Source organism: Gordonia malaquae, assembly GCF_037148075.1.
GTDB classification, from domain to species: domain Bacteria; phylum Actinomycetota; class Actinomycetes; order Mycobacteriales; family Mycobacteriaceae; genus Gordonia; species Gordonia malaquae.
Window position 1 is genome coordinate 1 of sequence record NZ_JBBCUB010000016.1, and the last position, 223, is coordinate 223.

1 pseudogene is annotated in these 223 nt (G+C 64.1%); it reads right to left on the bottom strand.

Annotation, left to right across the window (positions count from 1 at the left end):
- A pseudogene (locus tag WFK36_RS22825) lies at positions 1-223 on the bottom strand (3-ketosteroid-9-alpha-hydroxylase); the annotation flags it as partial.

The following is a 223-nucleotide window of genomic DNA, read 5'->3' on the forward strand; positions in this document are numbered from 1 at the left end:
GCTCTCGACGGCACGCGTGGTGTCGATCTCGAACTCGAAGCGGTTGGTCATGTCGTCGGTGATGTCCTCGACGTCGACGTAGAACTGCTTGTACCAGCGGCGGAGCTGGTACACGGGGCCGTCTTCCTCCGACAGGAGGGGATTGTCGATCGGGGCCTTGTCGCGCCAGATCTCGACGTCCTGCTCGAATCCGACCTTCACGCCCTGGGCGAACTGCGCGGCC